The 16,651-nt window shown below is 43.1% G+C and carries 18 protein-coding genes and 1 pseudogene; 10 read left to right on the top strand and 9 right to left on the bottom strand.

Annotation, left to right across the window (positions count from 1 at the left end; translation table 11 throughout):
* Positions 1–62: 62 nt before the first annotated feature.
* Both K6984_RS20210 and K6984_RS20205 read right to left on the bottom strand, forming a co-directional pair.
* Entirely contained in the window at positions 63–623 is a 561-nt protein-coding gene (locus tag K6984_RS20210) for a cyclic nucleotide-binding domain-containing protein (RefSeq protein ID WP_221897152.1), read from the bottom strand.
* Positions 624–917: 294 nt separating this feature from the next.
* Positions 918–1,331 (bottom strand): tellurite resistance TerB family protein, encoded by a 414-nt coding sequence (locus tag K6984_RS20205; protein ID WP_221897151.1) that lies wholly within the window; start codon positions 1,329–1,331, stop codon positions 918–920.
* Positions 1,332–1,514: 183 nt separating this feature from the next.
* Between K6984_RS20205 and K6984_RS20200 the strand changes: the two genes are divergently transcribed.
* The 3 genes from K6984_RS20200 (at position 1,515) to K6984_RS20190 (ending at position 4,890) form a co-directional block, all read left to right on the top strand.
* Positions 1,515–3,797: a Tex family protein gene (locus tag K6984_RS20200; RefSeq protein ID WP_221897150.1), complete on the top strand. Its 2,283-nt coding sequence runs from the start codon at positions 1,515–1,517 to the stop codon at positions 3,795–3,797.
* Between the two features lie 111 nt (positions 3,798–3,908).
* Complete coding sequence (locus K6984_RS20195) at positions 3,909–4,709, top strand: sulfite exporter TauE/SafE family protein (protein WP_221897149.1); 801 nt, start codon at positions 3,909–3,911, stop codon at positions 4,707–4,709.
* 10 nt (positions 4,710–4,719) lie between these two features.
* Positions 4,720–4,890: a rubredoxin gene (locus K6984_RS20190; protein WP_221897148.1), complete on the top strand. Its 171-nt coding sequence runs from the start codon at positions 4,720–4,722 to the stop codon at positions 4,888–4,890.
* On the opposite strand, the gene K6984_RS20185 is transcribed toward K6984_RS20190, so the two are convergent.
* The gene (locus K6984_RS20185) at positions 4,874–5,020 is read right to left on the bottom strand and encodes a hypothetical protein (protein ID WP_221897147.1); all 147 of its coding nucleotides are present in this window, start codon (positions 5,018–5,020) and stop codon (positions 4,874–4,876) included. The genes K6984_RS20190 and K6984_RS20185 overlap by 17 nt on opposite strands.
* A gap of 27 nt (positions 5,021–5,047) precedes the next feature.
* Complete coding sequence (locus tag K6984_RS34310) at positions 5,048–5,176, bottom strand: hypothetical protein (protein WP_263458596.1); 129 nt, start codon at positions 5,174–5,176, stop codon at positions 5,048–5,050.
* Between the two features lie 798 nt (positions 5,177–5,974).
* On the opposite strand from K6984_RS34310, the gene guaB reads away from it, so the two are divergent.
* The 3 genes from guaB (at position 5,975) to tadA (ending at position 9,694) form a co-directional block, all read left to right on the top strand.
* Entirely contained in the window at positions 5,975–7,441 is a 1,467-nt protein-coding gene (guaB, locus tag K6984_RS20180) for an IMP dehydrogenase (RefSeq protein ID WP_221897146.1), read from the top strand.
* Positions 7,442–7,646: 205 nt separating this feature from the next.
* Positions 7,647–9,233 (top strand): glutamine-hydrolyzing GMP synthase, encoded by a 1,587-nt coding sequence (gene guaA, locus K6984_RS20175; protein ID WP_221897145.1) that lies wholly within the window; start codon positions 7,647–7,649, stop codon positions 9,231–9,233.
* Positions 9,224–9,694 carry a tRNA adenosine(34) deaminase TadA gene (tadA, locus tag K6984_RS20170; protein ID WP_221897144.1) on the top strand — a complete coding sequence of 157 codons (471 nt, stop codon included), beginning with the start codon at positions 9,224–9,226 and terminating at the stop codon, positions 9,692–9,694. Before guaA ends, tadA begins: the two co-directional genes overlap by 10 nt.
* Positions 9,695–9,784: 90 nt before the next feature.
* Here the strand turns inward: tadA and K6984_RS20165 are convergent, their stop codons facing one another.
* Positions 9,785–10,054, bottom strand: coding sequence for a hypothetical protein (locus tag K6984_RS20165; protein WP_221897143.1), 270 nt, complete (start codon positions 10,052–10,054; stop codon positions 9,785–9,787).
* Positions 10,002–11,084, bottom strand: a complete 1,083-nt coding sequence (locus K6984_RS20160) for a transposase (protein WP_221897142.1) — start codon at positions 11,082–11,084, stop codon at positions 10,002–10,004. The genes K6984_RS20165 and K6984_RS20160 overlap by 53 nt, the downstream gene beginning before the upstream one ends.
* A gap of 655 nt (positions 11,085–11,739) precedes the next feature.
* On the opposite strand from K6984_RS20160, the gene K6984_RS20155 reads away from it, so the two are divergent.
* Positions 11,740–12,111, top strand: a complete 372-nt coding sequence (locus K6984_RS20155; RefSeq protein ID WP_221896877.1) for a hypothetical protein — start codon at positions 11,740–11,742, stop codon at positions 12,109–12,111.
* 116 nt (positions 12,112–12,227) lie between these two features.
* Here the strand turns inward: K6984_RS20155 and K6984_RS20150 are convergent, their stop codons facing one another.
* Complete coding sequence (locus tag K6984_RS20150; RefSeq protein ID WP_221896876.1) at positions 12,228–12,431, bottom strand: hypothetical protein; 204 nt, start codon at positions 12,429–12,431, stop codon at positions 12,228–12,230.
* Positions 12,432–12,694: 263 nt separating this feature from the next.
* On the opposite strand from K6984_RS20150, the gene K6984_RS20145 reads away from it, so the two are divergent.
* Positions 12,695–13,621 (top strand): transposase, encoded by a 927-nt coding sequence (locus K6984_RS20145; RefSeq protein WP_338024554.1) that lies wholly within the window; start codon positions 12,695–12,697, stop codon positions 13,619–13,621.
* Positions 13,621–14,326, top strand: a pseudogene (locus tag K6984_RS20140) (SIMPL domain-containing protein). Before K6984_RS20145 ends, K6984_RS20140 begins: the two are co-directional and overlap by 1 nt.
* A gap of 92 nt (positions 14,327–14,418) precedes the next feature.
* Here the strand turns inward: K6984_RS20140 and K6984_RS20135 are convergent.
* Positions 14,419–14,907, bottom strand: a complete 489-nt coding sequence (locus K6984_RS20135) for a hypothetical protein (RefSeq protein ID WP_221897141.1) — start codon at positions 14,905–14,907, stop codon at positions 14,419–14,421.
* 168 nt (positions 14,908–15,075) lie between these two features.
* Here K6984_RS20135 and K6984_RS20130 point away from each other — a divergent pair, with 168 nt between their 5' ends.
* On the top strand, positions 15,076–15,636 hold the full coding sequence (locus K6984_RS20130; RefSeq protein ID WP_221897140.1) for a hypothetical protein: 561 nt from the start codon (positions 15,076–15,078) through the stop codon (positions 15,634–15,636).
* A gap of 361 nt (positions 15,637–15,997) precedes the next feature.
* On the opposite strand, the gene K6984_RS20125 is transcribed toward K6984_RS20130, so the two are convergent.
* Positions 15,998–16,585 (bottom strand): hypothetical protein, encoded by a 588-nt coding sequence (locus tag K6984_RS20125; RefSeq protein WP_221897180.1) that lies wholly within the window; start codon positions 16,583–16,585, stop codon positions 15,998–16,000.
* Between the last annotated feature and the right edge of the window lie 66 nt (positions 16,586–16,651).

Below are 16,651 nucleotides of genomic sequence, written 5' to 3'. Positions count from 1 at the left end.
AATAATGATGATTTTTTTGACAAAAGTCAATGAATTTATCGACAAAAATAATATAAATGGCACTACAAAACTTTCAAAAAAAACACCATTGATTTTAAAGAGAATTTTTCGACAAAAAATCGCTTAAACCGATGAATCAATGGCTTAGAAAGATGAAAGTGACGAAGATGGGTTAAGAGCTGCAGAATATTTTTATAAATAATATTTTCTATGCGCAAGTCAGTGCCAATAATCCGGTAAAAGTCTTCAGTTGCTAGATAGAACAGCCTGGTTTCAACTAATGCGCTCACTGTGGCTGAAACCTTTTTTTTATCAAATAGCGAATATTCGCCAAAACATATCCCGGATTCAAGCGTATCAATCCGTAAGTTAAAAACGCCATTGGCCTCAGCTTCTCCATCACTGCCTCGCTGCGGAATGGAGACTCCAACTTTTCCCTCTAAAATTACATATAGCCCGTCACCCTCTTCACCCGCCGATATAATGGCTTTTCCCGGATGATAAGTTTTAGCCTGACAAGTATTAAAGAAGGGATCCATCTCAGTTGCTGAAATCCCTCTGAATACAATCGATTGCTCAAGGATTTCCCGGTCAATCAGTGTTAGCGGACTTAATAAAGGCATGTTAATGACTCCTAATTTTAAGAAAGAACTTATTTGCTCACACAACTCGTTAGGAGTGCGCGCGGAATAAGTTGCGCATCTGGCGCAGGATTTTTTATTCGTATTCAAGGCGTAGAAACAGGCGCATAGCCTGCTACGTAAGTGTTTCTATAACGCAGAAGGCGGATAAAAAGACAAGCCAGTTGTTTATGTTATTCGGTGCATGCTCCTTAATGTTCTGCCAATCATAGTAAGCTGCAAACAATAAGCCTAAGACTTTAATGCAGTTTTCACTCGATGCTTTGTCTTCATTAGCTAAGCATGCGGAACATATAAAAGGTCTGCAATTTTGCGTACCAAGTATTCTTCATGCATATCCAGATCACCATCAACAAAAGCAATCTCCCTCAGTGACTCAATTAATTCAATTTTCTGATCAAGATTGTATGACTTATTAATCAGCGAGGTAAACTGATAATAATCAACCGACTCTTTTCTTTGCTGTTCGGCCATCTCAGATAATGTGGAGGCTTGCTCTGGCGTTAAAGAAAAGCGTTGTTGCACCAATGATGAAACAGCTTCCTGCTCTATCGCTTCAATTTTATCGTCCATAGTCACCATTTCTAATAACAGAGCGGCACTAGCAATTTGCAGTTGTTCTGCTGAAGTTTCTTCTGGTGCTGGAAGTTTTATATGTTCATCGAAGAACAGTCTAATTTGATTGAGCATAATGCAATAAAGACAAGAGTTACTGTAGGAGCACTTAATTCTAATGTTATTTTCTCTATTTCACGACTTTATTATTAAGCTGATTTAAACTCATTTCGTATTGGAAAAGGCAGGCTCTATTTATGCAACGTATACTTTTGCTACAATACACAGCTTTTAAGCTATTACCCAGATTAATATTCAATGGACGTCATCCTGAAAATCGCTGAAGAATTATCCGTCAGCCAGCAAAAAGTCAATGCCGCAGTTACCCTCTTAGATGAAGGCGCGACAGTGCCATTTATCGCACGTTACCGTAAAGAAGTAACCGGTGGGCTAGATGATATCCAGTTGCGTTTATTAGATGAGCGCTTAATCTATTTACGCGAACTGAACGCACGGCGCGAAACCATTTTAGAAAGTATCGAAGCACAGGGAAAACTCACGCCTGCCTTAGAACAATCCATTAAAGCAGCCGAGACCAAAACCCGCCTGGAAGATTTGTATTTACCTTACAAGCCAAAGCGCCGTACCAAAGCGCAAATAGCGCGTGAAGCCGGTCTGGAGCCTTTGGCTGATGCTATTATAGAGGATAGAAGCTGCATACCGGAGAATCTAGCCGCTGCTTATATCAATACCGAAAAAATAGTACCCGATGTTGCTGCTGCTCTCGACGGCGCACGCCAGATTATTATGGAACGTATTGCTGAAGATGCCGAACTGGTCAGCACTCTGCGTGAGCGCATCTGGCAAAAAGGTATCCTGCATTCAGTTGTTGCCAAGAATAAAGAAGCAGAGGCTACAAAATTCAAGGACTATTTTGATTTTCAGGAAGCGATTAATAAAATTCCATCACATAGGGCGCTAGCCTTATTTCGCGGGCGTAATGAAGGTCTGCTTAACCTGACTTTATTACCGGGGGTTGATGAAAAAAATGAGCACCAGTTCTGTGCGCAAATCGTTGCGCGACATATTCAAGTTACCGATACCAGCAAAGCGGCTGATGCCTGGTTAGCAGAAACCGCGCGCTTTACCTGGAAAGTTAAATTATTCACCCGTATCGACCTGGATTTAAAGCAGAAATTACGCGAAGCCGCTGAATTAGAAGCTATTCGTGTTTTTGCCAATAACCTAAAAGACCTATTACTCGCAGCGCCCGCTGGGCCAAAAGCTACTCTGGGTTTAGACCCTGGCATCCGTACCGGGGTAAAAGTAGCCGTAGTCGATGTAACAGGGAAATTAATTGCGACAGAGACTATTTATCCTCACGCGCCTAGAAATCAATGGGAGGCTTCAATTGATACATTGGCTAAGCTGATTGCTCAACATCAGGTTGAGCTAGTCAGCATCGGTAATGGTACAGGCTCGCGAGAAACCGATCAGCTCGTTGCTGACTTAATGAAGCAACATAAAGATCTGAAATTTAGCAAAATCACAGTTTCAGAGGCAGGTGCTTCGGTTTATTCCGCCTCGGAACTTGCCTCTAAAGAATTCCCGGATATTGATGTTTCCTTGCGGGGCGCGGCGTCTATTGCCCGTCGCCTGCAAGACCCACTCGCGGAACTGGTTAAAATCGAGCCAAAATCCATTGGCGTTGGACAGTATCAGCATGATGTTAATCAGCTTCAACTTGCCCGGGGCCTGGATGCCGTAGTTGAAGATTGTGTGAATGCAGTAGGCGTGGATATAAATACCGCTTCTGCCGCATTACTTAAACAGGTTTCCGGTATTTCCAATACTATCAGCCAGAATATTGTCGCTTTTCGCGATGCGCAAGGTGCATTTACCAACCGCAAGCAACTCAAAAAGGTACCGCGCTTAGGTGATAAAGCCTATGAACAAGCGGCGGGATTTTTACGTATTATGCATGGTGATAACCCTCTCGATGCCTCATCCGTCCACCCAGAAGCCTATCCAGTCATTGAAGATATCGTCAAAAAAACTGGCACACCGGTAGGCCAGCTTATAGGCAAGCAAAGTTTTCTGCGTAGCTTAAAAGCAGCGGATTACACCAATGAACATTTTGGTTTACCCACGGTTACTGATATTTTGCAAGAACTTGAAAAACCAGGCCGTGACCCACGCCCTGAATTTAAAAGCGTCACCTTTAAAGACGGCATAGAAAAAATCACCGACCTGAAAGAAGGTATGAGCTTAGAAGGCGTTGTGACTAATGTTGCCAATTTTGGCGCGTTTATCGATATCGGCGTACATCAGGATGGCCTGGTGCATATCTCGCATTTAGCTGATGTGTTTGTGAAAGACCCGCGTGATGTAGTAAAAACCGGGCAGATGGTTAAAGTTAAAGTAATTGAGATCGATGTCGCGCGTAAGCGTATTGCCTTATCAATGAAGAAACAGGCGACAGCTGAAAGTAAAAGCGGAAAATCTGATAAGGCGCACACTAGAAAAGCCAACAAACTCAGTACGCCTACTTCAGCACAAGGATCTATGGCCGATGCATTTGACAAGGCGTTAAATAAATAATCCTTTATTTTCATTTCCTTGGCCTCTTAACCAGAATCGGCACTTTTAAAAACGCAGCTTAGTGTATAGTGTTCGCAAGTGATTTTTTATAACTATAGTTATAGGCATATAATGTTAGAAATACTGCTTATTAGTCTAGCTTTCGGCTGCTTTTCGGGTATATTAGCCGGCCTTTTTGGCATTGGCGGTGGCCTAGTGCTCGTGCCATTTTTCCTGTTTTTACTGGAGTCACGTGGCATCGCTAATGAACTGCTAATGCTTATGGCAGTAGCAACTTCATTGGCTACTATTATTATCACTTCTATTGCGGCTACGATTATGCAGCAGCGTTTATCTGCGGTTATCTGGATGAGTGTGTTTGGTTTATCCACCGGCATTATATTTGGCGTAGTTGCCGGCGCTCTGGCAGCGGATGCAATTTCATCAGATAATTTACGCCTGATCTTTGCTATCTATATGTTGTATGTGGCTATCGAGATGGCAGTGTCCAGCAAGATAAAAGCCCGGTTTAAGTCATTAAGCACATTGGCGATGACCATGGCAGGTACTGTCATTGGCTTTGTCTCCGCCATACTGGGTATAGGTGGGGGAACACTAACCGTGCCTTTGCTGGCTCGACATCAAGTGCCGATGCGTAATGCAGTCGCTATTTCCAGTGCCTGCGGCTTGCCTATTGCGATTGCTGGCACGTTAAGCTATGCAATGCTGGGCTGGCATAAAACTGGATTACCTGAAGGCAGTGTTGGCTATATTTATTTTCCAGCTTTTTTGGGCGTGGTAATGAGTAGTATGTTAACTGCACCTATAGGTGCCAAATTGGCAAATAAGCTGCCTACCGCGCAATTAAAGCGGTATTTTTCTCTGCTTTTATTCATTGTGGCAGTTAAATTATTGTGGGCTATTTTTAAATAAGAGGTGGAATATGGCGGAATATAAAAAATATCATTGTCTCGAATGTGAGCATATCTATGATGAAGAAAAGGGCGACCCAGATAGCGGCCTTGCGCCGGGAACCTTATGGGAAGATATTCCGGAAGACTGGGCCTGTCCTGTATGTGGAGCGCCGAAAAGTTTTTTCAAACTAATGGAATAAAACTCACTCGCTGAAAATCAGGGAAACGGAGCTTTAGCGAAGTGAAGATTTTTAGTCCGCGATAGCCGTAGGGCCGTTGTTTTGTCGGAGTCTGAGCGTTAGCGAAGGTGGAGACAAAATAAAAGGCCATCCGACACGGCGTCAAGTCATTTGGAGCCTATGTTCCGACCCCTTGTTGGGTCGGGACGAGGTGACGAGGACGAATCGGGGCCGCCGGAGGCATAAGTGGTCGCGTTAAGTTTTTGCTGCTTGCTTGGGCTGGGATGCCCAAAACAAGCTTTCGCAAAAATAGCGACTCCCCAAGACTTAGGGGGGGGGGTAGAGCAGGTCCTTAGTCCGCGAATCTTCACACGTTTTTAAAAGGCGGGCTGAAGCCACGCTCTACACGTGTTTTTGCATGTATCTTTCGCTGAAAATCATGGAAACGGAGCTTAGCCCATCTTCGTCACTATTGATGATGTAGTTGTTATAAATCAATTGGTTGAAATTTTAAAAAGTAGCCAGTTGGCACTACAGATTTTGTGTTTTTGTATAAAACGTTGGATTTTTTAGAGTATTTTTGTCGCATGTAAATTACACTCAAATAATGATGATTTTTTTGACAAAAGTCAATGAATTTATCGACAAAAATAATATAAATGGCACTACAAAACTTTCAAAAAAAACACCATTGATTTTAAAGAGAATTTTTCGACAAAAAATCGCTTAAACCGATGAATCAATGGCTTAGAAAGATGAAAGTGACGAAGATGGGTTAGCGAAGTGGTGATTTTTAGTCACTGATAGGGGACAGGGCAATTCGCTGATTCGACGTGTGCTAGCAGCACGCGAGAGGAGCAAGAATTGCATTCCGAATAGCCGTCCAGCCAGTGAGGTAGTAATGACTACGCGGCTTTTATGCGTAGTCGTTGCGGACGCAGGGCGTTCAGGGCATCTCCCATCCGCTGCGTAGGTGAACGAATTATGGCGACAGGAGTCCCGGAATTTCGTGAGGTAGCATGGCGCGCCTGATTTGTACTATAAAGTAATGATGAAATCATAGTATAATGCACGGTTAATTTTTATTGGTTGGACGGAAGGTGTTATGCAAATTATACAGGAAGCCTTAACTTTTGATGATGTGCTATTAGTACCAGCGCACTCAACTGTGATGCCACGTGAAGTGTCAATGAAAACACAGTTGACGCGCAAGATCGCCCTCAATATCCCACTGGTTTCTGCTGCAATGGACACCGTTACAGAGGCGAGACTGGCAATTGCGATTGCTCAGGAAGGCGGTATCGGAATTATTCATAAGAATATGACCGCAGAGGAGCAAGCGCAACAAGTTCGTAGTGTTAAAAAATTTGAAAGCGGCGTTATCAGAGAACCTATCACAGTTGCTTCAACAGCGACAGTGCGTGATGTTATGGCGATCACTAAGGAACATAATATTTCCGGCGTACCTGTTGTCGATGGCATTGAGTTAGTTGGTATCGTGACGAGCCGCGACTTGCGTTTTGAAACACGCCTGGATGAGTCAATCGCTAAGGTAATGACCCCAAAAGAGCGGCTGATCACAGTTAAGGAAAACTTTACCCAAGCCGAGGCTTTAAAATTATTACACGAACATCGGATCGAAAAAGTACTCATCATTAATGATGATTTTCACTTGCGGGGCATGATTACCGTTAAAGATATTCAAAAAGCGAAAGATTACCCGAGTGCCTGTAAAGACGAACTGGAGCGCTTAAGAGTGGGTGCTGCAGTTGGTACTGGCGAAGGGACAGAAGATCGCGTCACTGCCCTGGTTGAAGCGGGTGTTGACGTGATCGTAGTAGACACCGCGCATGGACATTCGCAAGGCGTGCTGGATCGCGTGCGCTGGGTAAAGAAAAATTTTCCTGATTTACAGGTTATTGGCGGTAATATCGCAACAGCAGAGGGGGCATTAGCCTTAGTTGCAGCGGGGGCTGATGGTGTGAAAGTGGGCATAGGCCCTGGCTCTATATGCACTACGCGTATTGTTGCCGGTGTTGGAGTGCCACAGATTTCTGCAGTGGATAATGTCGCAAAGGCTTTAAAAGGAACCGGAGTACCTCTAATTGCTGATGGGGGTATACGCTACTCAGGCGACATGGCAAAAGCCCTTTCCGCAGGTGCCTATTCAGTAATGCTCGGTGGGCTTTTTGCAGGAACGGAAGAAGCGCCTGGTGATGTTGAGTTATTCCAGGGACGCTCATATAAATCTTATCGCGGCATGGGGTCTATTGGCGCGATGGCACAACAGCAAGGCTCTAGTGATCGTTATTTTCAGGAAGATGCAGATTCATCAGATAAACTGGTTCCCGAAGGCATTGAGGGACGGGTTCCGTATAAAGGTAGTCTGGTCGCCATTATCCATCAGGCGCTGGGTGGAATTCGTGCCAGTATGGGGTATACCGGTTGTGCCAGCATAGAAAAACTGCATGAAAACGCACAATTTGTCAGGGTAAGTAGCGCGGGTATGCGCGAAAGCCATGTACATGATGTAACCATTACTAAAGAGGCACCGAATTACCGGATTTCGTAAACGGTGCTTTGTTCATATTAAGCAACTTGCTTGCCTTTTTATCCGTCTTCAGCGGTGTAGAAACTGTAACGTAGCCGGCTATGCGCCAGTTTCTACGCCAGATGCTCAACTTATTCCGTGCGCGTTCCTAAGTCGAGGCTCCCTAGTGCAGCACTAGGGAGCCTCGACTTATTTATAGCCCTGATTTTTATACTAAGAGAATACCGTGACCCAGCAAACAACTGATATTCATGCACACAAAATCCTGATTTTAGATTTTGGCTCACAATATACCCAGCTTATAGCGCGGCGCATACGTGAAATAGGCGTATATTGCGAAATCTATTCTTGTGACTGTACAGACAAAGAAATTAGCGCATTTGGTGCAAAGGGGATTATTTTATCCGGAGGACCTGAGTCTGTTACAACGGGTGATACGCCACGCGCACCGCAAGCAGTGTTTAATGCGGGAGTGCCTGTCTTAGGTATCTGCTACGGCATGCAGGCCATGACCGAGCAACTGAATGGCAAAGTAGAATCTTCAGATCATAGAGAGTTTGGCTATGCGCAAATCCGTGCGCGTGGACATTCACAGTTATTAACCGATATAGAAGATCATACCTCACCCGAGGGGTATGGCTTGCTGGATGTCTGGATGAGCCATGGCGACCGGGTGGTTGAGTTGCCTGAGGGCTTCAAACTGATTGCTAGCTCGGATGGCGCACCAATCGCAGGAATAGCGAATGAAGACAAGCACTTTTATGGGCTGCAATTCCATCCAGAAGTCACACATACAAAACAGGGTGGACGCATATTAAGCCGCTTTGTACTGGATATTTGTGCATGTGAAGCGTTATGGGATTCGGCGCATATTATCAGCGAAAACCTACAAAGCATTAAGAAAAAAGTGGGTAATGATCAGGTGATTCTTGGGCTTTCAGGGGGCGTGGACTCATCCGTGGTTGCAGCCTTATTGCATAAAGCGATAGGCACGCAACTCACTTGCGTGTTTGTCGATACAGGCTTATTGCGCTTGCATGAAGGCGATCAGGTCATGGCAACTTTTGCGCAACATATGGGCGTAAGAGTGATTCGGGTGGATGCCGAGCAGCGGTATTTATCGGCTCTGGCAGGAATAACCGACCCGGAACAGAAGCGCAAAATTATCGGTAATCTGTTTGTAGAGATATTTGATGAAGAGGCAGGTAAATTAACTGACGCCAAATGGCTCGCGCAAGGAACGATTTATCCTGATGTGATTGAATCAGCAGGCGCTGCAAGTGGCAAAGCGCACTTAATTAAGTCGCATCATAATGTCGGTGGGTTGCCGGAAGATATGACCTTAAAGCTGCTAGAACCCTTGCGTGAGTTATTTAAAGATGAAGTACGTAAACTGGGCACCGAGTTGGGCTTGCCTTACGATATGGTTTACCGCCACCCTTTCCCGGGGCCTGGGCTAGGTGTACGCATTTTAGGCGAAGTCAAAAAACAATATGCGAATTTATTGCGTCAGGCTGATGCTATTTTTATGGATGAATTATATAAGCAGGACCTATATCAAACAGTAAGTCAGGCCTTTGCCGTATTCTTACCAATTAAATCCGTTGGAGTGATGGGCGATGGGCGCCGTTATGATTATGTGATTGCCTTACGTGCGGTGGAAACTATAGACTTTATGACCGCACGTTGGGCGCACCTGCCATACGACTTTTTAGGCCATGTCTCTACCCGCATTATTAATGAAGTCGATGGTATCTCGCGTGTGACTTATGATATCTCTGGAAAACCACCCGCAACTATAGAGTGGGAGTAGATGCAGCACAAGACGAAGCCTGGATGCGCCATGCAATTAGGTTAGCGCAAGGAGCTGAAGCGCAAGGAGAAGTTCCGGTAGGTGCGGTACTGGTGCGGGATAACCAGTGCATTGCCGAAGGCTGGAATACACCGATTGCAGACCATGACCCTAGCGCGCACGCGGAAATAGCAGCCATACGTAAGGCTGGGCAAAGCATAGAGAATTATCGTTTAATTGACACTACGTTGTATGTCACCCTGGAACCCTGCGTAATGTGCATGGGAGCAATTGCACATGCGCGTGTAAAGCGACTGGTATTTGGTGCCATAGATGCAAAGCGTGGCGCAGTCTGTAGTGTATTGCACCTGGCTAATGCCGATTTTTTGAATCATCAGATAGAATGGCAGGGTGAAGTGCTTGCACAAAGCTGTGGTAATTTATTACGTGATTTTTTTAAGGCTAGGCGAAACAGGCCGTAGAGCGGACTTCAGTCCGCAAAGCTAGAGCAGCACTAGTATTGACCATAAATTTATAGGAGGGACAGATGCAGGAAAATAGTAAATTAAACATCAGTGTTCCCCTATCAATTGAGGCCGTGAAACTAACCTCGCCACAAGAGAGCTCATAAAGCACTGTAAAGACATTCCTGTTATTATTGCGTTTTGAACTGCCCGAATGGTATACGAGCTGATACGAGATATTCTTGCCTGGAAAAATAATGGATTCACAAAACGATCTCGTTTTTGAGCCTGTTGCTGCCTTATCTCCAGAGCCTCGCTATATTTTTTATCCGATGGATGAATCAATTCTGGCTGTTGTGTTTTTGGAAATCTCTTCAAACACGCGCATTAAATTATAGCTCATTGCAGTCAGGCGCATTTGATTTTCAAGTGAGCGGGTATTGGAAGACCAAGCTTTAGTTTCCTTGAAATTACTTTTAGTGTTATTGAATGTCTTTTCAATCGTCCATCGCTTGAAATACAGCATGGCAATGGTTCCAGGGTTAATAGTCATTGGCAAGGTTGTCACAAACCGGTGAAGTTTTCCGGTTTCTGGATCACGGTAATCCACCACGTTAAATTTGATGCCCTTGTTTTCGTACACACTGTATGCTTCAACCCCTGTATTGATCTCATGGCGGGAGTCAAAAGGGATAGACTCAACCAGAGTCGCAATTGAATTTTCTTTTAGCATTGAAATCATGTAATTAGCATGTCGTTTCTGCCGATCCCACCAGACAAAGTCGGTGACGGCTTTATCGTAGACATAGAGATGTTTCTGAGAGCTGTTATTTCCCTTGTTTTGCTTTTCAATATGATCTCGTAACACAGGTATTTCTTGATGCCTCTGAGTTCCGTTTGTCACCAGACAAAGAAATCTGAGCAACCCACTTCTGAGATTCAACGCGTAAATCCCCCCGGCCGCATAAACTTTCCCCTTGCTGTTTTTTTCAGTATGGCAGGCATGATCAATAAAATGTCCATCCGCTGCTTCTATGGTGTATTCGTCAAGTTCTGGGAATGCTTTAAGATAATCAATGCCTTGCGATAGCAGTGTTTCAGAGTGAAGATGGTAGCTCTGCTGTTCAAATGCCTCAAGCATACTTGTTCGTCTATGCGACTTCAGTGATTTAAAATACGTTGAGTGGGGAAGCAGCTGGCCATAAATCTGTTCATTGGTTTGGAGGAAATGGCGACCACTATCGACTACACTGATACAGCGTAATAACCCAAGGCGAATAAAGTCGATATCCTTCAACTCTGGGCATGAACGAGCCCACAAAGGATGACGCTCTGCTAACAGGGCACGTTCCATACTTTCATTGCAGTGTTGGTGAATATGTTCAGAGAGTGGTAGGTCTTTAAGCATGGGTGATATCCGTTTATGAGGTGATTAAAACGGAAATTTTTAGAAAAATTTTTTCGGCAATTGCAAGCTTTATTTGAAATTATTTGTTGTTTTTTTACGGTGCCTACAGAGTGTCTATTTGCTGTTATAAGTGATTAAAATCAAAAAGATGGAAATATTCGAGTGGTGCTACCTTCAGGTAGGTTATAGGCTGCTTTGTTTAGGTACTTCTTCTTTCAATGGGAACACTGATGAATATTTCCGCATTAAGTTTCTGCGCTTGTATGTTCTGTAATACAGCGGTGATATTTTTTGCTTCGTTTTTTGCAGGAAGTACGATTGAAAGTTTCATTAATTATTTATAGCTCAGAGTAAAAGCTGCTGTGCGATGTGCAGAATTGTTAGAGTTAGGTTATACATTCAGGCCGGTATGCAGTATATCTCATCAGTGTTCCCATTGAAAGAAGAAGTACCTAAACAAAGCAGCCTATAACCTATCTGAAGGTAGCACCACTCGAATATTTCCATCTTTTTGATTTTAATCACTTATAACAGCAAATAGACACTCTGTAGGCACCGTAAAAAAACAACAAATAATTTCAAATAAAGCTTGCAATTGCCGAAAAAAATTTTCTAAAAATTTCCGTTTTAATCACTTCATAAACGGATATCACCCATGCTTAAAGACCTACCACTCTCTGAACATATTCACCAACACTGCAATGAAAGTATGGAACGTGCCCTGTTAGCAGAGCGTCATCCTTTGTGGGCTCGTTCATGCCCAGAGTTGAAGGATATCGACTTTATTCGCCTTGGGTTATTACGCTGTATCAGTGTAGTCGATAGTGGTCGCCATTTCCTCCAAACCAATGAACAGATTTATGGCCAGCTGCTTCCCCACTCAACGTATTTTAAATCACTGAAGTCGCATAGACGAACAAGTATGCTTGAGACATTTGAACAGCAGAGCTATCATCTTCACTCTGAAACACTGCTATCGCAAGGCATTGATTATCTTAACCCATCTTCGTCACTATTGATGATGTAGTTGTTATAAATCAATTGGTTGAAATTTTAAAAAGTAGCCAGTTGGCACTACAGATTTTGTGTTTTTGTATAAAACGTTGGATTTTTTAGAGTATTTTTGTCGCATGTAAATTACACTCAAATAATGATGATTTTTTTGACAAAAGTCAATGAATTTATCGACAAAAATAATATAAATGGCACTACAAACGCTGTCAGCCCCGGACGGGCTGATAGTCTCCAGAAGGCGCAGGGAAATTTGCCAATCCGAAGTGCGCGATAGCGCGCGAGGGAGGCTAAAATTTTATCCCGAATAGCCGTAGAGCCATTTGTGGTAGCCATGACTGAGCTGCTTTGTGCTCAGTCTGTGGCGGACGCAGGGCGGCTGGAGCATCTCCTATTCGCTGCGTAGGTGAACGAATTACGGCGACAGGAGTCCCGGAATTTCGTGAGGTAGCATGGCGCGCCTGACTTTCAAAAAAAACACCATTGATTTTAAAGAGAATTTTTCGACAAAAAATCGCTTAAACCGATGAATCAATGGCTTAGAAAGATGAAAGTGACGAAGATGGGTTAAAGCATTCCCGGAACTTGACGAATACACCATAGAAGCGGCGGATGGACATTTTATTGATCATGCCTGCCATACTGAAAAAAACAGCAAGGGGAAAGTTTATGCGGCCGGGGGGATTTACGCGTTGAATCTCAGAAGTGGGTTGCTCAGATTTCTTTGTCTGGTGACAAACGGAACTCAGAGGCATCAAGAAATACCTGTGTTACGAGATCATATTGAAAAGCAAAACAAGGGAAATAACAGCTCTCAGAAACATCTCTATGTCTACGATAAAGCCGTCACCGACTTTGTCTGGTGGGATCGGCAGAAACGACATGCTAATTGCATGATTTCAATGCTAAAAGAGAATTCAATTGCGACTCTGGTTGAGTCTATCCCTTTTGACTCCCGCCATGAGATCAATACAGGGGTTGAAGCATACAGTGTGTACGGAAACAAGGGCATCAAATTTAACGTGGTGGATTACCGTGACCCAGAAACCGGAAAACTTCACCGGTTTGTGACAACCTTGCCAATGACTATTAACCCTGGAACCATTGCCATGCTGTATTTCAAGCGATGGACGATTGAAAAGACATTCAATAACACTAAAAGTAATTTCAAGGAAACTAAAGCTTGGTCTTCCAATACCCGCTCACTTGAAAATCAAATGCGCCTGACTGCAATGAGCTATAATTTAATGCGCGTGTTTGAAGAGATTTCAAAAACACAACAGCCAGAATTGATTCATCCATCGGATAAAAAATATAGCGAGGCTCTGGAGATTAGGCAGCAACAGGCTCAAAAACGAGATCGTTTTGTGAATCCATTATTTTTCCAGGCAAGAATATCTCGTATCAGCTCGTATACCATTCGGGCAGTTCAAAACGCAATAATAACAGGAATGTCTTTACAGTGCTTTATGAGCTCTCTTGTGGCGAGGTTAGTTTCACAGCCTCAATTGATAGGGGAACACTGATGAAATTAAATGCCTTTATTCTAGGCGGTTTTATATTTTTAGGCCTGGCCGCTGTCGGTTACCCGTTAGCTAATGCAGCTATAAAGTATAAAGAGTACGAGCGCACGGTGACGGAAAAAGGCCTGTCAGAACGCGAATATCCTGCCGATATTGTCATCTGGCCTATACAATTTACTGAATCCAGTAATGACCTTGCGCAACTCTATAGCTCAATTGAAACCAGCAATCTAAAGATCAAGAGCTTCCTAGAAAAAAACAAAATTAACAGCAATGAAATATCCATTTCTGCACCGCATATTACTGACAGATCCGCTCAGCAATATGGTAATGCCAAGGCTGAATTTCGCTATACTGCACAGCAAGTCGTTACTGTTTACTCTAAAAATATTCAGATTGTTCGGAGTGTTATGAAATTACTACCGGAACTAGGAAAAACGGGAATAGCGTTTACAGGGGGGGGATTATCAAGGCCAGACGGATTATATTTTTACCCAGCTGAATGAAGTTAAACCAGAGATGATTGAAGAAGCAACGCGTAATGCCAGAGAAGTGGCAGAGAAATTTGCTGCTGATTCTAATAGTAAACTGGGTAAAATAAAACGCGCTGCTCAGGGGCAATTTAGTATCAACGCCCGAGATAAAAACAGCCCGTATATAAAAAAGGTCAGAGTCGTCTCGACGGTAGAGTATTACCTATCTGATTGAGGGCTATTTTACTTCAAGCTAAGAAAACTGCAGTTGCTCCACAAGGTTCGCACTCAACTGCAGCTTCTTAGGATCAATGGTTCGTGATGGTGTTACGGGGTGTTTTCATAAACCATAATATTGCTAAACAGGCTTTCTGCCGTAGCAGGAACTACATCGTGATCATTTACAAAAAATAAGTACTGCATTTGCCCGATATAAAATTGCCCAACAGGAGTCACATAATGCTGTGTTCCGTTCGCGCTACTGTAATTATTGAAGCTCCCTATGCCCCAGTTTTGTGTACCAAAAAGCTGGAAAGCAAAGTTTTTATCTTGCCTTAGGTCAGTGTCAAAACCAAATGCGTGAATTTCTCCCTCAGTATTGCTACTAAAGTCAAACTCGATCACGGTATTAGCAGTAAGCGTATAGTTTAAGGCGATCTGCTGCCAACGGTTACCCGTCAGATGCAGGCTTGCCCACCATCTTCTATGCTGACCATCAGTGTTCCCATTGAAAGAAGAAGTACCTAAACAAAGCAGCCTATAACCTACCTGAAGGTAGCACCACTCGAATATTTCCATCTTTTTGATTTTAATCACTTATAACAGCAAATAGACACTCTGTAGGCACCGTAAAGAAACAACAAATAATTTCAAATAAAGCTTGCAATTGCCGAAAAAATTTTTCTAAAAATTTCCGTTTTAATCACCTCATAAACGGATATCACCCATGCTTAAAGACCTACCACTCTCTGATTTCTTTGTCTGGTGACAAACGGAACTCAGAGACATCAAGAAATACCTGTGTTACGAGATCATATTGAAAAGCAAAACAAGGGAAATAACAGCTCTCAGAAACATCTCTATGTCTACGATAAAGCCGTCACCGACTTTGTCTGGTGGGATCGGCAGAAACGACATGCTAATTACATGATTTCAATGCTAAAAGAAAATTCAATTGGGACTCTGGTTGAGTCTATCCCTTTTGACTCCCAGCATGAGATCAATACAGGAGTTGAAGCATACAGTCTGTACGAAAACAAGGGCATCAAATTTAACGTGGTGGATTACCGTGATCCAGAAACCGGAAAACTTCACCGGTTTGTGACAACCTTGCCAATGACTATTAACCCTGGAGCCATTGCCATGCTATATTTCAAACGACGGACGATTGAAAAGACATTCAATAACACTCGATGTTCAAGTTTTTCCATCCCATTGCCATCAAACTCTTACCTTCACCCAGCAGAACAATACTTTAATGATGCTGTTGGCCCTAAGCGCCCTAAATCTCTGCCAATCATATGTTTTCCTGATGGCATCAGTTGAAACACATCCTTTATTAATTCACCTAACTCTTTCAGCTTATCACCAGGATCTGGAAACTCTAGCCCATCTTCGTCACTTTCATCTTTCTAAGCCATTGATTCATGGGTTTAAGCGATTTTTTGTCGAAAAATTCTCTTTAAAATCAATGGTGTTTTTTTTGAAAGTTTTATAGTGCCATTTATATTATTTTTGTCGATAAATTCATTGACTTTTGTCAAAAAAATCATCATTATTTGAGTGTAATTTACATGCGACAAAAATACTCTAAAAAATCCAACGTTTTATACAAAAACACAAAATCTGTAGTGCCAACTGGCTACTTTTTAAAATTTCAACCAATTGATTTATAACAACTACATCATCAATAGTGACGAATATGGGCTAGCAATGACGTGATGAACTCAAGCAGTACATCCATTTGAGACTTGCGCTGTAAGCTTCCTACGGTATACGCAGGTAGTTTGCTTTCAATGCGGGCTATTTGCTCTGGGTGAAGGAGAAGGCAATGGTCAAACAAAAGACTCAGAATCAGGCCACGGCTTGATCCCTCTTCATCTAATTGTTTGGCCTCACGCCCCCATCCTTCATAAAGCTTCCAGTCCTCAAAGAAAACCTCAATCAGCCATCTCAACGTATAGGCTTGAATAATATCTTGTGTGCGCCAAGTCAGGTCTGTCGCCACTAAATAGCGATAGTCGTTTTCACCGTCATATTTTAAGGCAATGACAAAGCGTTTTTTACTGTGAGAACTCACCTTCAATCGTGCACTGCTGACAGTCACTTTAATCTCTTTGCCGCCACGTACACGTATTATCTGATCAATGCCTTTGTTAATCGAATTAAAGTAGCTCTCGACTGACCTTATTTTACCTCTATATTCAATATTTTGGTTTTTACGTAATTGGCTAATCACCTGCGAGCCTCCAGATTCTTTAGCGGCTTCGTCCATAAAGGCTTTTTCACCATACAGCGCATCAAGCCAGTACGCCTTTAATTTTAATCAGGCTATGCGCAA

Source organism: Bathymodiolus japonicus methanotrophic gill symbiont, assembly GCF_019721995.1.
In the GTDB taxonomy this organism is placed as follows: domain Bacteria; phylum Pseudomonadota; class Gammaproteobacteria; order Methylococcales; family Methylomonadaceae; genus Methyloprofundus.
Note: the sequence above shows the minus strand (reverse complement) of the source record. Positions and strands in the feature narration are given on the sequence as shown.